The following is a 14,866-nucleotide window of genomic DNA, read 5'->3' as shown; positions in this document are numbered from 1 at the left end:
CTGGACGATCGAGGGCGACAAGACAGGGGCTTTGTGCAGTGATTCGGTTCGAGAATGTCGGGCTTCGATACGACATGGGGCCGGAGGTGCTGCGCGATCTGTCCTTCGAGGTGAAGCGCCAGTCCTTCCAGTTCCTGACCGGCCCGTCGGGCGCCGGCAAGACCAGCCTCCTGCGCATGCTGTTCCTGGCGCTGAAGCCGACCCGCGGCCTGATCACGGTCCTGGGGCGTGACGCCTCGACCCTGTCGCGCACCGACCTGCCGTCGATCCGCCGGCGCATCGGCGTCGTCTTCCAGGATTTCCGCCTGCTCGAGCATCTGTCGACCTACGAGAACGTCGCGCTGCCGCTGCGGGTACGCGGCCGCGAGGAGGCTTCTTACAGGCAGGACGTGATCGACCTGATCAAATGGGTCGGGCTGGGCGAACGCCTGCATGCCTCGCCGGTGGTGCTGTCGGGCGGCGAGAAGCAGCGCGCCGCCATCGCCCGGGCGCTGATCGACCAGCCGGACATCCTTTTGGCCGACGAGCCCACCGGCAATGTCGACCCGCCGCTCGCCCGCCGGCTGCTGCGCCTGTTCATGGAGCTCAACCGCACCGGCACCGCGGTGGTCATCGCCACCCACGATCTCGACCTGATGGAGCAGGTGGCCGCGCGCCGCCTGGTCCTCTCGGACGGACGCCTCGACATCTATGATTGATCTCGCCGACCACTGGATCGACCTGCGCGAATATGTGCTGCGGCTCGTCGGCCCGACCGGCGAGGACAAGCCGGCGCCGATCGTGCCGCGCGCCAATGTCGCAGGCCGCGCCCTGATGACGGTCATCGCCATCATGACCTTCCTGGCGAGCCTGACCGTCGGCGCGGTGACGCTGGTCTCGGACACGGCGTCCCAGTGGCAGAACGACATCTCCCGCGAGATCACCGTGCAGGTGCTGCCCGACGACGGCGTCGACATGGCCGCGGCGCTGGCCGACGTGCGGCGCATCGCGCTGACGACGCAAGGGGTCACCGGCGCGACCATTCTCGACGACGCGGCCACCGGCCGGCTGCTGGAGCCCTGGCTCGGCGACGGGCTCAATCTCGACGATTTGCCGGTGCCGCGGCTGGTGATCATCTCCATCGACCAGGATTCGCCGCCCGACTTCGTCGCCCTCGTGGCGCGGCTGCAGAGCGAGGTGCCGGCCTCCGAGCTCGACGATCACCGCGCCTGGGTGTCGCGGCTGGTGACCATGGCGCGGGCGACAGTGCTGGTCGGCGTCGGCGTCCTGACGCTGGTGCTGGTGGCGACGACGCTGACCGTCGTCTTCGCGACCCGCGGGGCGATGTCGGGCAACCGCCACATCATTGAGGTGCTGCATTTCGTCGGCGCCCGCTCGGCCTTCATCGCCCGCGAGTTCGAGCGCCACTTCCTGCGGCTCGGCCTCGTCGGCGCGGTGATCGGCGGCGCGACGGCGCTGGTCCTCTTCGCGATGATGGGGTTCTGGACGGCGAGCAACACCGCGACGCCCGAGGCCGACCAGATCAGCGCCCTGTTCGGGTCCTTCTCGATCGGCTGGATCGGCTATGTCGGCGTCGTCGCCCTCGTTGCAACCGTGGGGGGGCTGACGGCGTTTACGTCTCGCCTTACTGTGGTCCGTCATCTCGCGGAGATCGACATGATCTCGCCGGTCGAGCGGTAAGCTCCGGTTAACCCTGGACTGGAAAGACTGCGTCTCAGGACGAGGACACGGACAAAGCGATGTCGCATTCCGAGAGGAACATGATCCGATGATCCTAGCGTCATCGGCCCACCCCCATTCTTCCGGCCCCGGCCGCGACGCGCCCGGCGACAAACCGGTGCGCCGGTCGCATCGCTGGATGCCGAGGGGCGTGCGACGGCTGTGCCTTGCGGCGGTCCTCGTCGGCGTGCTTCTGGGCGGCTATCTGGCCGGGGGCTTCGTGCGCTTTGCCGAGGAGGTGAGCCTCCTGGCCAAGCCCGCACCGATCGGCGCGGCGGACGGCATCGTCGTTCTGACCGGCGGCGCGCTGCGCATCGACCAGGCGATCGACCTGCTGAAGGAGGGGCGCGGCCGGCGGCTCTTGATCAGCGGCGTCAATCCGGGCACCAGCGCCGCGACGCTGGCCCGCATGACCGACACCGACCGCGACCTCTTCGCCTGCTGCGTCGATCTCGACTATGCCGCGCTGAACACGGTCGGCAATGCCGAGATCGCCCGCAACTGGGCGCGCGAGCAGGGTTTCCGCGACCTCATCCTGGTGACCAGCGACTATCACATGCCGCGGTCGCTGCGCGAGTTCGACCGCATCGGCGAATTGCGCTCCGTCACGCCCTATGCCGTGCGCCGCGACGACCTCTGGTCGGCCGAACTGATGCCCAACACCGCGGGCCTGCGCGTGCTTTTGACCGAATATGCCAAGCTGATCGCCGCACGGGTGCGGCTGGTCTTCGGCGTCGCCCAGACCGACAGCGTCGCCACCGAACTCGCCGGTCTCGATCCCTGAGGCCGGCCGCCGCTCAGCCCCTCGATTCTCGCCGCCCGACGTCGTATGGCGTCGGCACGTCGCCGGCCTGCCATCCTGTCCGTCCCTGCCGCGCCGACCCATGCCGGAGGCGCTTCCAGCCATGATCTTCGTCCGTTCGCACGCCTTCAACGTGCTGTTCTACGCCAATCTGATCGTCCAGATGATCGTGCTCGGGCCGCTGATGCTCTTCGGCCCGGAGGCGACGGGCTGGTGGGTCGTCAAGAACTGGGCGCGCTCCAGCGTCTGGCTGCTCGAGCATGTCGGCGGCGTGCGCTCGAAGATCACCGGCATCGAGCATGTGCCGGCGGGCCCGTCGATCATCGCCGCCAAGCACCAGTCCTTCTGGGACGTCTTCGCCATCATTCCCGATCTCGACCGGCCGACCTTCATCCTGAAGAAGGAGCTGATGCGCATTCCGCTGTTCGGCTGGCTGGCCGCCAGCATGGGGATGATCCCCGTCGACCGGGCCAAGCGCGGCGGCGCCGTCGCCTCGATGATCGAGGGCGCCCGCAAGGCCGTCGCCGAGGGCCGGCAGATCGTCATTTTTCCTGAGGGCACGCGCACCGCGCCCGGCGCCATCGCCGACTACCGCCAGGGCGTGTTCCGGCTATACGAGGATGTCGGCGTGCCGGTCGTGCCGGTGGCGCTGAATTCCGGCCTCTACTGGCCGCGCCACGCCTTCCTGCGGCGTCCGGGCACGATCCGTGCCGACTATCTGCCAATCATCGAACCGGGGCTGAACCGCGCCGACTTCCTGTCGCATCTGCGCGATTCCATCGAGACGCGCTCCGCCGATTTGATGGCCGAGGCCTATGCCAGCGACGGCCATCTGCCGGCGTCGCAGGGCTCGCGCGACGTCTGAGGCGCGTGTGGCGGGACTAGCGGTGGAGGTGCGCGACCACCTGTTCGAGCCAGGAATCCCGCAAGCCCATCTCGTGGATGTGGTCGAGGGCGCTCGTCACATAGTCGACATTGGCACCGGACTGGCCGTGCGAGCGCTGCACCACCGTGGCCGCATGCTCCACCGTGACGCGGCCGGCATACTGGCTGTGGCCGCGATCGACCACATAGGTCAGGGCCCGCACGCTGCGGCCGTCGGTCAGGCGGACCGGCAGGGTCATCTCGCGATAGACATGGGTGACCAATTCGCGCTCGCGCAGATAGGCAATGGTGGGTTCCCGCTCGGCGGCCGGCACGCGGAACGCCATGCCAACGCAGGAGCCGCCCCGGTCGAGGCCGAAGACCAGCCCCGGCTTTTCCGGCGTGCCGCGATGGACGTGGGAGCGCACGCACAGGGCCCGGTGATAGCCGCCGAGCCGCGCCTGCAGGCGTTCGGTGAAGTCGAAGCCCGGCCGCCAGATCAGCGAGCCGTAGCCAAATACCCACAAATCGTCCATTGCCCTCGAAATGCCCCGCCCGTCCGCGATATCGGTCGGGCCCTCAAAGGATAACGCCATGGCGACGTCAAGCGGCGGACCCGGGAAAGCCGGTCGCGCCTATCTCTGGATCATCGCGATCGTCGTGCTTCTGGCGGCGGGCCTGTCGGGCGCCTGGTACTATCTGGCGAACCAGCTCGATACGCGTGTCGCCCGGGTGATCGAGGATGCACGGGCGCGCGGCACGGCGATCGACTGCGCCAACCAGGCGGTCTTCGGCTATCCGTTCCGCCTCGGCCTGCGCTGCGACGCGGTGACGCTGGACGCGCCGCGCGACGGCGTGCGCGCGACGTCCGGCGCGCTGCGTACCGCCGCCCAGATCTATCAGCCGAACCGCGTCGTCGCCGAGCTGGACGCGCCGTTGATCGTCGACACGGCGGACGCGCCGCCGCTGGAGCTGCGCTGGCAACTGGCGCAGGCGAGCGCGTCCTTCTGGACCGAGGGGCTGGACCGGGCCGCGCTGACGATCGAGGCGCCGGTGGTGGCGCTGACCCAGCCGGCCGCCGACCGCCTGCCGCTGGCCGAGGCCGCGCGGGTCGAGGCGCATCTGCGGCGCCGCGACGGCGATCTCGACGTCGCCCTGTCGAGCCGCGACACCCGCAGCCTGGCGCCACAACTCTCAGAGGTGCCGCCGGCGACGGCCGGTCTCGACCTGACCATCCGCGGCGCGGCGGACTGGCTCGGCGGGCGGGCCGCCGGGGAGACCCTGGGTGAGCTCATGGCGGGCCGCGAGGGCGCGCTGCGGATGCTGTCGATCGATTTCGGCGACGCCGAAATGGCGCTGTCGGGCGAGTTCTCGGTGGGCGTCGATGGCCTCTTGAGCGGCGATTTCGAGCTCGCCGTCCAGGACCCCGCGCGCATCGCGGCGCTGGTCGCGGCGGCCGCGCCGGAGCTGGCGTCGCCGGCCCAGACCATCGCCACGGCGCTGTCCTTTGCCGGACGCAGCGAGAACGGCCGCAGCGTTATCGGCCTCAATGTGCGCAACGGCAATGTCGCCGCAGGCGTCGTTCCGCTCGGCCGGATCCCGCCGCTGCGCTGATCAGTCTTCTGGCGTCTGGGTGGGCGGCGCCGAGGGGGCCGGGGAGTGGTCGCGGCCGAAATCGGGCTTGGCGGTATCCTGCCCGGCCTCGATGACGCCGCGCCGGATCGCCCGGGTGCGAGTGAACAGGTCGAACAGGGTCTCGCCGTCGCCCCAGCGGATCGCCCGCTGCAGGGAGGCGAGATCCTCGGAAAACCGCGCCAGCATCTCCAGCACCGCGTCGCGATTGGTCAGGAAGACGTCGCGCCACATGGTCGGGTCGGAGGCGGCGATACGGGTGAAGTCGCGAAAGCCCGAGGCCGAGAACTTCACCACTTCCGACTGGGTCACCGTCTCCAGATCGGCGGCGGTGCCGACGATGTTGTAGGCGATCAGATGCGGCACGTGGCTGACGATCGCCAGCACCAGGTCGTGATGCTCCGGCGTCATGATCTCGACGTCCGAGCCGCAGGCCTCCCAGAAGGCGCGCAGCTTCGCGACGGCGGCTTCGTCGGTGCCCTCGACCGGTGTCAGGATGCACCAGCGATTGTCGAACAGTTCGAGGAAGCCGGCATCCGGTCCCGACTGCTCGGTGCCGGCGATCGGATGGGCCGGGACGAAATGCACATGGCTCGGCAGATGTGGCTGCATCTGCTGGACGATGGCGCCCTTCACCGAGCCGACATCGCTGACGATGGCGCCGGGCCTCAGCGCGCCGGCGATCTCCTTGGTGACCGCGCCGCAGGAGCCGACGGGCACGCACAGGATGACGAGATCGGCGTCCCGGACCGCGTCCGAGGCGTCGAGATGGTAACTGTCGCCCAGCCCCAGTGCCTCGGCCCGCGCCAGCGTCGCGGCGCGGCGGGTGGTGATGGCGACATGGCCGGCCAGCTTGCGGGCGCGGATGTTGTGCGCCAGCGACGAGCCGATCAGGCCGATCCCGATCAGCGCGACGCGCTGAAACAGCGGCTCGCTCATGGCTGCCCCCGGCCGAGGAAATCGGCGAGGGCGGCGACCGCGCCGCGATTGGCCTCTTCGGTGCCGATGGTCATGCGCAGCGCATTGGGAAAGCCGTAGCCGGCGACCCGGCGCAGGATGAAGCCCTTCGACGTCAGGAAGGCGTCGGCGTCGGCGGCGGTGCGGCCGGGCGCGTCGGGGAAGTGGACGAGGACGAAATTGCCGACGCTCGGCGTCACGGTGAGACCGAGACCTTCCAGCGCACCGGTGGTCCATTCCAGCCAGCGTGTGTTGTGGTCGATGGCGCTCTCGATGAAGGCGCGCTCGCGGATCGCCGCGGCGCCGGCGGCGATGGCCGCAGCGTTGAGGTTGAACGGCCCGCGCACCCGGTCGAGCGCATCGACGATCGCTTCCGGCCCGTACATCCAGCCGATCCTGAGGCCCGCGAGGCCGTAGATCTTGGAGAAGGTGCGGGTCATCACGACGTTCTCGGAGGACGACACCAGTTCGATGCCGGCGCCGTAATCGTTGCGCCGGACATATTCGGCATAGGCGGCGTCGAGGACGAGGATGACGTGGCCGGGCAGACCGGCATGCAGCCGCCGCACTTCGTCGAAGGGCAGATAGGTTCCGGTCGGATTGTTCGGATTGGCGAGGAAGACCAGCTTCGTCTTCCCCGTGACGGCGGCGAGGATCGCGTCGACATCGGCGGTGGCGTCGGTCTCCTTCACCGCGACCGGCGTCGCGCCGCGCGCCAGGATCTGGATGCGGTAGACCAGGAATCCGTGCTCAGTGTGGATCGCCTCGTCGCCGGGCGCCAGATAGCACTGGCACAGAAGCCCGAGCAGTTCGTCCGAACCGTTGCCGCACAGGATATGGCGACCGTCGAGGCCGTGGACCTCGGCGATGGCGTCCTTGAGGGCGGAGGACTGGCCGTCGGGATAGACCTCGAGCTGCGTCAGCGCGGCCGCGGCCGCCTCGCGCGCCGCCGGCGGCGGTCCGAGCGGCGTCTCGTTCGACGACAGCTTGTGCAGCGTCACGCCGGCCGGCGCCTTGCTCTTGCCGGGGACATAGGCCTCGATGTCGAGGACGCCCTTGGTCGGAACGGGTCTCATCGTCCGCACTCTTTCGCTGCGGCGTCGGCCCTGGCGCCGGATCAGCTCCGGCGGGCCCGACGCGTCAATTCAACGACCCGGAGGACGCCCCGTCAGGAGGCGCCGCGATCCGGGGATCGGTCCGGCCGTCCCGGGCGGCCCGGGCGCGTGGGCGCGATGGTCGTCAGGATGGCAGCCGGAAAGGAGCCGCATAGCCCCCGACCGGCCGGATGTCGAGACCGTCGCCCATCGCCGCCTTCACCGCGTCCTCGCCGCCGGTGGTGGCGACCAGCGCGCTGAAGCGGTCGGCGCCGTAGGGCGCCTCGGCGATCACCGTCACCCCGTCGCCCGGCGTCGCCATGCCGGTCAGTCCGTCGACGCAGTAGCAGGCGACTTCCGGCTGGACCGGATCGGCCAGCGGCGGTGCGACGACGAGGCAGGGCGTGCCGGCGGGGCGGCCCGGCGCGTCGAAGAAGGGCAGTCGTGCGACGATCTGCGCCGAGCGGAAGCCCTGCCACCAGGGCCGGCCGGCCGTGCCGATCGGCACGATGCCGAGGCGGTCGCCGCCGTCCTCGATCGCCGCGATCACGTCCTGGCTGGAGCCGTCGATGGTCATCGGCACGGAGAAGCCGAAATAGAAGCGCGCCGTCTCGACCGCCGCGACCACATCGCCCTCGTCGGCGACATGCACGGCGAACGGCGCCTGCAGGGCGGTGAAGGTGGAGATGATCTCGCGCCACAGATGCTCGATGGCGGTCAGCGGCAGATGGCCCTGGTGACGGCCGGCCAGCCGGCGCATCATCTCGGCCTCGCGGCCGGGCCGGAAGGCGGCGCCGTTGCGGGCCGTGCCCTTCACCTCGATCAGCTCGTCGATGACGGTGGCACGCTGCATCAGAAGCCGGTGCACGGACTCGTCGATGGCGTCGATCTTGGCTCTCAGTTCGGCAAGCCGCGACGGGTCGGCCTTGGCGGGTCCGTTCATCTGTCTGGCACTCCCCTCCGGCGCCCCTCGCGCGCCATACTTCACGATCTGCCGGCTTGTATCGGGCCGCCGCGCACTTGGCAAAGTGATCCGGCAACCGGCCCGAGAGCATGGCTGCCGCGTCGCCGCGATTGCCGCGACGCCTCCCAGTGCGTATCTGTGGCAGCGAACGACGCGCCGGCACCACGAGACGTGCCGGACAGCCCGCCCTTTCGCGCCAGCGATCAAGCAGCCGGTAAGACCCATGAGCGCCGAACCTTCCCGCGAACAGCTCGACTATTCCCTCGGCAGCCGCGAGGCCAACGAACCCTCGAGCCCGGTCGCCCGTTTCGGCCCCGACGAGCCGCTGCATCTGGACGCCGGCCGCGACCTGTCGCCCTTCCAGATCGCCTACAACACCTACGGCACGCTGAACGCCGACAAGTCGAACGCCATCCTCGTCTGCCACGCCTTGACCGGCGACCATTATCCGGCCAGCCGCTCGCCGGTGACCGGCAAGCCCGGCTGGTGGTCCTCGATCATCGGCGAGGGCAAGCCGATCGACACGTCGAAATACTTCGTCATCTGCTCCAACGTGATCGGCGGCTGCATGGGCTCGACCGGCCCGGCCTCGATCGACCCGGCGACGGGCAAGCCCTACGGCCTCGGCCTGCCGGTGATCACCATTCGCGACATGGTGCGGGCGCAGGCGATGCTGGTGAAGCGGCTGGGCATCGACACGCTGTTCGCCGTCATCGGCGGCTCGATGGGCGGCATGCAGGTGCTGCAATGGACGGTGAGCTATCCCGAGCGGGTCTTCGCCGCGCTGCCGATCGCCACCGGCGCCCGCCATTCCTCGCAGAACATCGCCTTCCACGAGGTCGGCCGGCAGGCGGTGATGGCCGATCCGGACTGGCAGGGCGGGCGCTATTTCGAGTTCGGCAAGCGGCCCCACAAGGGGCTCGCGGTGGCGCGCATGACCGCCCATGTCACCTATCTGTCGGAGATGGCCCTGCAGCGGAAATTCGGCCGCAACCTGCAGGACCGCGACCAGCTCGGATTCGGCTTCGACGCCGATTTCCAGATCGAGAGCTATCTGCGCCACCAGGGCATGACCTTCGTCGACCGCTTCGACGCCAATTCCTATCTCTACATGACCCGCGCCATGGATTATTTCGACATCGCCGGGGACTATGACGGCCGGCTGGCCAACGCCTTCCGCGGGTCGAAGACAAGGTTCTGCATGGTCTCCTTCTCGTCCGACTGGCTGTTTCCGACCGAGGAGAATCGCGCCGTGGTGCATGCCCTGAACGCCGCCGCCGCCTCGGTCTCCTTCGTCGAGATCGACACCGACCGCGGCCACGACGCCTTCCTCCTGGACGAGCCGGAATTCTTCGCGGCCATCGACGGCTTCGTGTCGTCGGCCGCAACGGCGCGGGGACTTTGACCATGGCGCTTGCCGACGCACCCCTGCCGACCAGCGAAAGCGTGTCCAAGGACGCGGCGACGCGCGTCGACCTGGAGATCATCGCCGACCTCGTCACGCCGGGCAGCCGGGTGCTCGACATCGGCTGCGGCGACGGCGCGCTGCTGGCGCTCCTGGAGCAGCGCCGGCAGGTCGACGGCCGCGGCATGGAGCTGAGCCAGCCCGGCGTCAACGAATGCGTCGCGCGCGGCCTGTCGGTGATCCAGGGCGACGCCGACCGCGATCTCGTCCATTATCCGGACGACGCCTTCGACTATGTCATCCTGTCCCAGACCATCCAGGCGACGCGCAATCCCAAGCTGGTGCTGTCGGAGCTCCTGCGCATCGGCAACCGGGCGATCGTGTCCTTCCCGAATTTCGGCCACTGGTCGATCCGCTACTGGGTGGCGCTGCGCGGCCGCATGCCGGTGACCCGCAATCTGCATCAGGCCTGGTACGACACCTCCAACATCCATTTCTGCACCATCCGCGACTTCGTCGCCCTCGCCGAGGAGGTCGGCGCGACGGTGGAGACGGCCATGGCGCTGAACTCCACCGGCCAGCGCATCGGCATGCAGCTGCCCTGGGCGTTCTGGAACCTGTTCGGCCAGCAGGCGGTGTTCGTCCTGAAGCGCTAGGGTGAGGATGGGGGCCGGTCGATGGTGAGGCGGGGGCAGGCAGGCGCATGACCCGTTACGATTCGCGCCGCTGGTTCCTGGCCGCCTGCCTTGCGGCGCTCGCCGGCTATGTCGACGCGATCGGCTTCCTGAAGCTCGGCGGGCTGTTCGTCTCCTTCATGAGCGGCAATTCGACCCGGCTGGCGGTGGGGGTCGCGGAGCTCTCCGGCATTGCCGGGCTGGCGCTGGCGATCGTCGCGGCCTTTGTCGGCGGCGTGGTCGCCGGCTCCCTGACGGCGCACAGGGCAGGAACCGCCCGCAAGGCCGCCGTGCTGATCCAGGTGGCGGTGCTCCTGGCGGTGGCCGCCGGCCTCGACGCGACCGTCGGGCGGCCTTACGCGTCGCTGACGCTGGCGGCGGCGATGGGCACGGTGAACTGCGTCTTCCAGCGCAATGGCGAGGTTAGCATCGGCGTCAGCTACATGACCGGCACGCTGGTCAAGCTGGGCCAGCACATCGCCAATGCCTGCCTCGGCGGCAAACGCTTCGGCTGGGTGCCGTATATCCTGCTGTGGACCGGCCTTCTGGCGGGCGCCACCCTCGGCGCCTTGGCGCATGGCGCCTTCGAGGCGGTCAGCCTCGTCCCCGCCGTGCTCGTCGCGGCCTTCCTCGCCTGGCTTGCCCATCGCATGGGACCGGCGGAGCCGCTGCGCGACATGATCCGGCCGGCCGGCTGAGGCATCGCCGGCGTGGCGGCTAGCGGAACAGTCGGGCGCCCGCGCCCGCCCCGGCCGGCACCAGCACCGGCTTGATCGCCCGGCGGCGTTCGCGCGCCATCGAGGTCACCGGCACGCCGCGGTAGAGCTGCTTGGTCGCCTCGATGATCACCGCGCCGGCAAAGACCGGCCACAGATCGCGGCCGACCCGCTCCAGCGGCGTGGCGAATCCGAGCATGGACCGCCGCCGGAAGGGCGGGAAGAGCAGCGCCTGCGACCAGGCGGTGGGCGTGAACATGGTGGCGCGCAACAGGCGGGTCAGCTGGCCGCGCGACCACGGCCGGCCCGAGCCGAAAGGCGTATGCTCGAAGCGCGCCCAGATGCCGCGGCGGTGGGGGGCGACGATGACGATGCGCCCGCCCGGCGCCAGCACCCGCCAGGCCTCGGCCAGCATCGTCTCCGGGCTTTCGGCGAATTCCAGCGCATGGACGATGAGGATGCGGTCGACCGAGGCGTCGCCCAGCGGCAGGTCCTCGATGCCGATCAGCGCGGTCAGCGACGCGGCGCCGGCCGGCCAGACCTGCCCGCCCTGGGCGCCCGGCATGAAGGCCAGCGCCCGCTCGGCGTCGGCGGCGAAGCGGTCGATATAGGGCACCGCATAGCCGAGGCCGACCAGCCGCTCCTGCGAGATCGGCCGCCACAGCGGCGTCAGCGCCAGCGAGACGGCCCGCGCGGCCGCCGCGCCCAGGGGCGAGGCGTAGAAGTCGCGCAGGTCGACGATGTCGGCATTGGTCGTCAGTGTGTGCTCTCCGGTTCGGCGTCGGTCCCGCCAGCGATCCCGCGATCCTTACATAGAACGATTGCAAGCTGGCTCGAAACTCCCGTCGCGCGATCGGCGCGGGGGCGAGCGCCGATGGCGGCTGACATCGCGCCATGCTGCCCTAACTCGCAGGGCAGCATCAATCAGAGGGGGACGAGTGCTTATGGCTTCGATCGAGATCCGCCAGTTCGGCTGCCGGAGCGACAATTTCGGCGTGCTGGTGCACGACAAGGACACCGGCACCACGATCGCCATCGACGCGCCGGAGGAACAGCCGATCCTCGATGCGCTGGAGGCGACCGGCTGGACGCTGACCCACATCCTGACGACCCATCATCACGGCGACCATGTCGAGGCGAACGAGGCGCTGAAGGCGCGCTTCCAGGTCGAGATCATCGGCCCGGCCAAGGAGCGCGACCGCATTCCCGGCATCGACCGGACCGCGTCGGGCGGGGACACGCTCGATGTCGGCGGCATCCGCGTCGAGGCGATCGACACGCCGGGCCACACGCTGGGCGAGGTCTCCTACTACATGCCCGACGCCAAGGCGCTGTTTGCCGCCGACGCGCTGTTCTCGCTCGGCTGCGGCCGCCTGTTCGAGGGCGATGCCGCGATGATGTGGGATTCGCTGCAGCGGCTGCGCGCCCTGCCGGACGATACGATGCTCTATTGCGGCCACGAATACACCGCCACCAACGCCCGCTGCGCCATCGACATCGATCCGCAGAACCTGGCGCTGCAGGAGCGGGTGAAGGAGGTCGAGCATCTGCGGGTCGAGGGCAAGCCGACGCTGCCGGTGTCGCTCGGACGCGAGAAGAAGACCAATCCGTTCCTGCGGGCCGACGACCCGGAGCTGAAGGCGGCCATGGGCATGGAAGACGCACAACCGGCGGAGGTCTTCGCGGCCATCCGCAAGAAGCGGGATGGTTACTGATGAGCCTGAAAGCGCTGCACCTCGTCCGCACGCTCGACCTGAAGCCGCATCCCGAGGGCGGCTGGTATCGCGAGACCTTCCGCGACGAGGCCAAAGGGGAGGGCGGTCGCGCCGCCTCCACCGCGATCTACTACCTGCTGGAAGCCGGCGAGACCTCGGAATGGCACCGGGTGACCGACGCCGCCGAGGTCTGGCACTGGTATGGCGGCGCGCCGCTGGTGATCACCATCTCGCAGAACGGCCACGACGCCTCGGCGCACCGGCTGGGTCCTGATGTCGAGGCCGGCGAGCGGCCGCAATTCGTCGTGCCGGCCGGCTGCTGGCAGACCGCGACGAGCCTCGGAGAATACACCCTCGTCGGCTGCACCGTGGCGCCGGGCTTCGACTTCGCGTCCTTCGAGATGGCCCCGGAGAACTGGCGGCCGACGCCGCGCAAGCCCTCCGGAAACTAGCGCGCCACCGCTTTGCCGCGCCGTAGCAGCCGCCGGAACAGCGGCAGCGCGGCAAGACAGGCCCCCAGCGTGATCAGGATCGCCGAGACGACGATGGTGCCCGACAGCGCCGCCTCGCCCGCCGCGATCAGCACCAGCGTCGACAGGAGCGGCGCGGCATAGCTCGCCGCGCCGATCACCTGGATGTCGCCGTGCTTGACCCCGTAGTCCCAGACATAGAAGGCGCCGCCGACCGGCAGCAGGCCGAGCAGCAGCACCGCGATCCACTCGCCGCCGGTCTGCGGCCAGACCGTGGTCTCGAAGGCCAGATGGGCGAGGAGCGACAGCACCGCCGTGACGGCGCAGAAGCCGGTGACCACGTCGCTCGGCACGTCGCCGAAGCGCCGCGACAGGAGCGAGTAGCTGGACCATGTAAGGGCGCAGAGCCCGGCAAGGCCGTAGCCGAGCGCATAGTCGGGAGAGAAAGCCAGCGCCCCGCCGCCGGTGACGATCAATGCTGCGCCGGCAAGGCCGCAGAGGGCGCCGACGATGTGGAACCAGCGCAGGCGTTCGCCGGGCAGAGCGGCCGATCCGAGCACGATCAGCAGCGGCCAGAGATAGGCGATCAGGCCGGCTTGGGCCGCCGGCGCGTTGCGCAGGGCGGCGAAGTACAGCGCGTGGTAGCCGAACAGGCCGCCGACGCCGAGGAGCCATACGGCCGGCCGCTGCCAGAAGACGGCGAGGCTGCCGCCGCGCAGCCTCAGGGCGACGACGCCGATGACGGCGGCGATGGGGAAGGTCATGGCCGCCAGCTGGAACGGCGGGACCGCGCCGCTGCGCGCCGTCAGCAGCGCCAGGACAGCCCACATCAGGACCGCCGCAAAACCCAGTGTCGTGCCCATGTCCCGCTCCCGCTTGCCGCGGCGATCTATGCTCGCCCCGTGTGTGGCGGGTCAATGGCATGGGCGCGGATCTGGCCGGCGGTCCAGACGAAGTGGCGAGGCGCGGCGGGGCCGCGCCAGGGACGTATCAATCGACGGAGACCGACAGGGCCGAGAGGGTCAGCGGGCCGACCGTGGTGGGGATATGGGCATAGACCGGAACGTAGACGTCCTCGCGGGCGATCGGCGCGAACCACAGTTCCAGCGTCTGGCCTTTCAGGAACTTCAGCCCCTTGGAGGATCTGTCGTAGCCGCTGACCGGGTCGATCCGCAGCTTGCAGACCGCGGCATTGCCGGAAAAGCCGGGCATGTCGAAGCGGCGCGTGCCGGCCGGCGACAGCTTCAGGTCGAGCCGCGACCAGCCGTCATAGAGCGGCAGGGTCCGGCGGCACACCGAGGCGGCGTCGCCGGTCTTGATCATCAGCCCGCTCAAGGGGTCGACCACCGAGCGCAGCTGGGCGCGCTGCACCGGCACATAGTCGGGCTTGGCCTTGGCGCGCTTCGGGCCGACCCTGGCGGAGGTCACGCGGCCGCCGCTGAAGGCGACGTCGCTCGACCAGCGCTTGGCGTCGCTGGTATAGTCGAGGCCGTAGCTTTCGGCCGCAAAGCCGCGGCTGGTCACCTTGCCGGCGACCCGGCTGGTGCCGCGCGTGTTGGAGACGAGGCTGCCGAGCCCGGCCGAGGACAGGGTGCCCTTCACCGAGAATCGGCTGCCGTCGATGGTGGTGTCGAAGCTCGCCTTGCCGACCGGCAGGCCGATGATCGAGACGCCGTAGCGCGTCGTGACCGTCTGCTCGGCCCGAACCGGAACGAGGCCTGCGGCGAGCGTCGCCGCAAGGGCGGTGATGGCGAGAATCGGTCGGGACATCATGGAGCGAAGGCCTCTCGCGGCGATGGGGAACGGGCAGCTTCCGGGCAGACGGGACAAACGGTGCGAATTTGTGGCGATCGG

17 protein-coding genes are annotated in these 14,866 nt (G+C 69.7%); 10 read left to right on the top strand and 7 right to left on the bottom strand.

Features of this window, described 5'->3' with window-relative positions; genetic code table 11:
* Positions 1-38: 38 nt before the first annotated feature.
* From ftsE to SI859A1_RS15980, 4 genes are all read left to right on the top strand, one after another.
* Complete coding sequence (gene ftsE / locus SI859A1_RS15995) at positions 39-698, top strand: cell division ATP-binding protein FtsE (protein WP_024349859.1); 660 nt, start codon at positions 39-41, stop codon at positions 696-698.
* Entirely contained in the window at positions 691-1,680 is a 990-nt protein-coding gene (locus SI859A1_RS15990) for a cell division protein FtsX (protein WP_009210743.1), read from the top strand. The genes ftsE and SI859A1_RS15990 overlap by 8 nt, the downstream gene beginning before the upstream one ends.
* 88 nt (positions 1,681-1,768) lie before the next feature.
* Positions 1,769-2,503: a YdcF family protein gene (locus SI859A1_RS15985; RefSeq protein ID WP_009210742.1), complete on the top strand. Its 735-nt coding sequence runs from the start codon at positions 1,769-1,771 to the stop codon at positions 2,501-2,503.
* 121 nt (positions 2,504-2,624) lie between these two features.
* The gene (locus SI859A1_RS15980; protein ID WP_040325912.1) at positions 2,625-3,386 is read left to right on the top strand and encodes a lysophospholipid acyltransferase family protein; all 762 of its coding nucleotides are present in this window, start codon (positions 2,625-2,627) and stop codon (positions 3,384-3,386) included.
* A 16-nt stretch (positions 3,387-3,402) separates the two neighbouring features.
* Here the strand turns inward: SI859A1_RS15980 and SI859A1_RS15975 are convergent, their stop codons facing one another.
* Positions 3,403-3,981, bottom strand: coding sequence for a gamma-glutamylcyclotransferase (locus SI859A1_RS15975; protein ID WP_009210740.1), 579 nt, complete (start codon positions 3,979-3,981; stop codon positions 3,403-3,405).
* On the opposite strand from SI859A1_RS15975, the gene SI859A1_RS15970 reads away from it, so the two are divergent.
* Positions 3,980-4,999: a DUF2125 domain-containing protein gene (locus tag SI859A1_RS15970; RefSeq protein WP_009210739.1), complete on the top strand. Its 1,020-nt coding sequence runs from the start codon at positions 3,980-3,982 to the stop codon at positions 4,997-4,999. The two genes, SI859A1_RS15975 and SI859A1_RS15970, sit on opposite strands and share 2 nt — an antisense overlap.
* Here the strand turns inward: SI859A1_RS15970 and SI859A1_RS15965 are convergent, their stop codons facing one another.
* The 3 genes from SI859A1_RS15965 to pheA all read right to left on the bottom strand — a co-directional run bounded on the left by SI859A1_RS15965 (position 5,000) and on the right by pheA (position 8,011).
* A complete protein-coding gene (locus SI859A1_RS15965; protein WP_009210738.1) occupies positions 5,000-5,956 on the bottom strand; it encodes a prephenate/arogenate dehydrogenase family protein in 957 nt (318 codons plus the stop codon).
* Positions 5,953-7,050 (bottom strand): histidinol-phosphate transaminase, encoded by a 1,098-nt coding sequence (hisC, locus tag SI859A1_RS15960; protein WP_040325910.1) that lies wholly within the window; start codon positions 7,048-7,050, stop codon positions 5,953-5,955. Before hisC ends, SI859A1_RS15965 begins: the two co-directional genes overlap by 4 nt.
* 163 nt (positions 7,051-7,213) lie before the next feature.
* Positions 7,214-8,011 (bottom strand): chorismate mutase, encoded by a 798-nt coding sequence (pheA, locus tag SI859A1_RS15955; RefSeq protein ID WP_009210736.1) that lies wholly within the window; start codon positions 8,009-8,011, stop codon positions 7,214-7,216.
* 244 nt (positions 8,012-8,255) lie between these two features.
* On the opposite strand from pheA, the gene metX reads away from it, so the two are divergent.
* Genes metX through SI859A1_RS15940 form a run of 3 tightly spaced genes read left to right on the top strand, consistent with a single transcriptional unit; the run spans position 8,256 to position 10,809 of the window.
* Positions 8,256-9,437, top strand: coding sequence for a homoserine O-acetyltransferase MetX (gene metX, locus SI859A1_RS15950; RefSeq protein ID WP_009210735.1), 1,182 nt, complete (start codon positions 8,256-8,258; stop codon positions 9,435-9,437).
* Between the two features lie 2 nt (positions 9,438-9,439).
* Entirely contained in the window at positions 9,440-10,093 is a 654-nt protein-coding gene (gene metW, locus SI859A1_RS15945; RefSeq protein ID WP_085931401.1) for a methionine biosynthesis protein MetW, read from the top strand.
* Between the two features lie 47 nt (positions 10,094-10,140).
* Positions 10,141-10,809, top strand: coding sequence for a YoaK family protein (locus tag SI859A1_RS15940; protein ID WP_009210733.1), 669 nt, complete (start codon positions 10,141-10,143; stop codon positions 10,807-10,809).
* Positions 10,810-10,828: 19 nt separating this feature from the next.
* Here the strand turns inward: SI859A1_RS15940 and SI859A1_RS15935 are convergent, their stop codons facing one another.
* The gene (locus tag SI859A1_RS15935) at positions 10,829-11,443 is read right to left on the bottom strand and encodes a class I SAM-dependent methyltransferase (RefSeq protein ID WP_009210732.1); all 615 of its coding nucleotides are present in this window, start codon (positions 11,441-11,443) and stop codon (positions 10,829-10,831) included.
* Positions 11,444-11,771: 328 nt separating this feature from the next.
* Here SI859A1_RS15935 and gloB point away from each other — a divergent pair, with 328 nt between their 5' ends.
* Positions 11,772-12,542 (top strand): hydroxyacylglutathione hydrolase, encoded by a 771-nt coding sequence (gene gloB, locus SI859A1_RS15930; RefSeq protein ID WP_040325908.1) that lies wholly within the window; start codon positions 11,772-11,774, stop codon positions 12,540-12,542.
* Complete coding sequence (locus SI859A1_RS15925) at positions 12,542-12,994, top strand: cupin domain-containing protein (RefSeq protein WP_009210730.1); 453 nt, start codon at positions 12,542-12,544, stop codon at positions 12,992-12,994. The genes gloB and SI859A1_RS15925 overlap by 1 nt, the downstream gene beginning before the upstream one ends.
* On the opposite strand, the gene yddG is transcribed toward SI859A1_RS15925, so the two are convergent.
* A complete protein-coding gene (yddG, locus tag SI859A1_RS15920; RefSeq protein ID WP_009210729.1) occupies positions 12,991-13,875 on the bottom strand; it encodes an aromatic amino acid exporter YddG in 885 nt (294 codons plus the stop codon). The two genes, SI859A1_RS15925 and yddG, sit on opposite strands and share 4 nt — an antisense overlap.
* A gap of 127 nt (positions 13,876-14,002) precedes the next feature.
* The gene (locus SI859A1_RS15915; RefSeq protein WP_040325907.1) at positions 14,003-14,785 is read right to left on the bottom strand and encodes a DUF3108 domain-containing protein; all 783 of its coding nucleotides are present in this window, start codon (positions 14,783-14,785) and stop codon (positions 14,003-14,005) included.
* Positions 14,786-14,866 lie beyond the last annotated feature (81 nt).

Origin of the sequence: Aurantimonas manganoxydans SI85-9A1 (genome assembly GCF_000153465.1) — a bacterium.
GTDB lineage: Bacteria > Pseudomonadota > Alphaproteobacteria > Rhizobiales > Rhizobiaceae > Aurantimonas > Aurantimonas manganoxydans.
This window is presented reverse-complemented; position numbering and strand designations above follow the sequence as displayed.